At 71.3% G+C, this 2,406-nt stretch carries 3 protein-coding genes; all 3 read right to left on the bottom strand.

The window, feature by feature from the left end; translation table 11 throughout:
- Positions 1-265: 265 nt before the first annotated feature.
- The 3 genes from AB0442_RS42195 to AB0442_RS42205 all read right to left on the bottom strand — a co-directional run bounded on the left by AB0442_RS42195 (position 266) and on the right by AB0442_RS42205 (position 2,096).
- Positions 266-1,099, bottom strand: a complete 834-nt coding sequence (locus AB0442_RS42195; RefSeq protein WP_366168807.1) for a YhjD/YihY/BrkB family envelope integrity protein — start codon at positions 1,097-1,099, stop codon at positions 266-268.
- A 199-nt stretch (positions 1,100-1,298) separates the two neighbouring features.
- On the bottom strand, positions 1,299-1,478 hold the full coding sequence (locus AB0442_RS42200; RefSeq protein WP_366168808.1) for a hypothetical protein: 180 nt from the start codon (positions 1,476-1,478) through the stop codon (positions 1,299-1,301).
- Between the two features lie 126 nt (positions 1,479-1,604).
- A complete protein-coding gene (locus AB0442_RS42205; RefSeq protein ID WP_366168809.1) occupies positions 1,605-2,096 on the bottom strand; it encodes a DUF5994 family protein in 492 nt (163 codons plus the stop codon).
- Positions 2,097-2,406: the final 310 nt, after the last annotated feature.

A 2,406-nucleotide genomic window follows, 5' to 3' on the forward strand; every position in this document is an offset into this window, starting at 1 on the left:
GCCCGCACTGCGGCCCGGCCTGCCTGTCGCGCCAGCGGTTCTGGGCAGGCCGTTCGAGAGCCACCGGGTACCGAGATCGAGTGCTGCCTTGCCCGCCGGCGCGACACGTCCTCTCCGGGGCGATGTCACCGGCGGGTCCGGTTGGACGCGATGCGGGGCACTTCTTGATCACGATCAAGACGGGCCGGTCGTGCTTCCGCCCTTCAGCGCCGGCAGGAAACAAGTGGGCCTCGCTCACGGAACGGCCACGATGCCGAGTCGCGTCTCACTTCCGCCGCCTCAGCGCACGTCTCATGCGTGAGAGTTCTTCATGGAGCAATCGGCCGATCATTGCGCCGCCGAAGACGACGACTCCCACGCCGACGAGCCATGACTGGATGACCAGAACGGTCCCGAACGGGCCGTAGGTGACCGTGTTGGACGCGATCAGCGGCGAGAAGACGAGCCGGGAGAAGAGCCGCAGCCCGAGCAGTCCGGCCACGGTCACCACGGCCCCCGGCAGCAGGGCACGCCACCGCACCCGCCCGCCGAGCAGCAGCCGTTGCGACCACCAGACGAACAGGACCGCGCCCAGCACCGCCACGAGCCCGCCGGCCGGGGACCGGCGCCAGAGCCTGCTGGTGGCGGACAGGAAGAGGAATCCGATGAGGACGGCGAGCCACAGCACGTGCCGCCACCGGGCCCACCAGCGGGCCGACGGTAGACCCCAGGCCTTCTCGTAACCGCTCTGCACCGCGGCTCCGAACGACAGGCCGAACACCGCCAGGGCTGCGAGGCCGAAGGCCGTCGTTGTTTGAAACGCCTGGCCGGGCCGCCCGAAGAGCTGCTCGACCTCCTGTCTGGAAGCCAGCGACACGCCGAGCCCATCCCCCAGCCACTGCGCGAACCCCCGCCCACGGTTGGGATCGGCTGCGGAGACCACGATCAGCAGCGGAACCAGGGTGAGGAACCCGAGCGCCGCGAAACCCAGCGACCGCTGGGACAACTGCAAATCGCCGCCCCGCAGCCAGCCACGTCCGGCCGGCGACCGGCGGACCACCCGCCGCAGCCGTCCGAACACAGACGGCCGGTCTCCAGCACTGGCGGGCTCCATCGGCATACACGTTGACTACCACGCTCGATACGCCGCTGCCGGAGGGCGCGACCACGGGGCCGAGCCGGGTTCCTCCGGAGAGGGCCTGTCGGCGAAACGGCCCAGAGGGTCTTGGGCTGGAGGCCCGCCACCGGGCCCGGCTCCGAGAGCATTCCGAATCGCCGGCCGGCCCTCGATCAACTGTCGAAGAACGCCGGCCGCACCGTCAGTACTCGGAGCCGCTTCGCAGGTAGGTGCCCGCGACCTGGAGCCATGCTCCGGGACTGAAACACGTCTCGATCCGGTGCGGAGTGTCCTCGAAGACCCGCAGAACGCGCAGCGCGCCGCTCGGGTGCAGGTCGTACTCGAAGGTGACGCCGTCGTCCGCACCGTCCTCGTACTGCAAGTCCAACGGCCCCTTCGACGGCTCTGCCGGTGCCCGGGCCTCGGCTGAGAGTTTCACGTAGACGGACATCTCCACGTCCCGTCTTTCCTGTCTGTCCGAGGAGCCCGGCCCGGGAGGCCGGTCCTCTCAGGTCGCTCCGGCCGGCGGCTCGGAGCCGATGCCGGTGGCGATGAGGATCCGCCGGGCCGAGTCGGTACCGCCGACCTCGACCGCGCGGGCCATCGCGGCCAGAGCCGCCTCCTGGCTCGCCTGCGGGGGGACGACGAGCAGGCTGAAGTGATCGCGGTCGCCCCGGGTGATGATCACCGTGTCGTCGCCGACCGGGTACCGGTCGATGTGCACCGACCGACCGTCGACGACCAGGCTGGCCGGGACGTCGTCCCAGGCGTCCGCGTCCAGACCGACCCTCGCCACGGGGCCGAGGTGCTCGGTCAACGCGTGGACCAGACCGGGTAGCTCGCCGCCGACGTCCCGGGAACGCGGCCACCAGGCGCCGTCGAGCACACCCTCGCGCGACCGTGTGGTCTCCAGGCGCAACAGGACCGTCCCCGGCTTCGCATCCTGCCGGAACCGCTCCGGCAGAAACCCGTAGCGCGAAGCACCGGCTTCGTCCGACATGGTTCGCCCCCTGTCCGCGGGCACGGGCCGGGGCCGCTGAGCGAGGGCCGGCCCCTGGGGAACGGCGGCTCGGGCCGCCCCGGTATCCCCACGGTACTCCGTCCGCACCCGGCCGACCCGGCCGGTCACGAGAGCCGCGGCGGGGCGCTGATGTCTCAGTGCCACTCGATCAGGAACAGGGTGGCGTCATCGCTCGTGCGCCCGCCCCGCTTCGCCTCCAGGACGTGGGAGAGCGCACGCACCATGCCGCACCCCGTCCTGCGAGTGCTCGACGCGGCCGACCCAGTCGATGAGCTGTTCCTCCCCGAAC

The sequence above is a fragment of the Kitasatospora sp. NPDC085895 genome, assembly GCF_040702125.1.
Taxonomy (GTDB): domain Bacteria; phylum Actinomycetota; class Actinomycetes; order Streptomycetales; family Streptomycetaceae; genus Kitasatospora; species Kitasatospora arboriphila.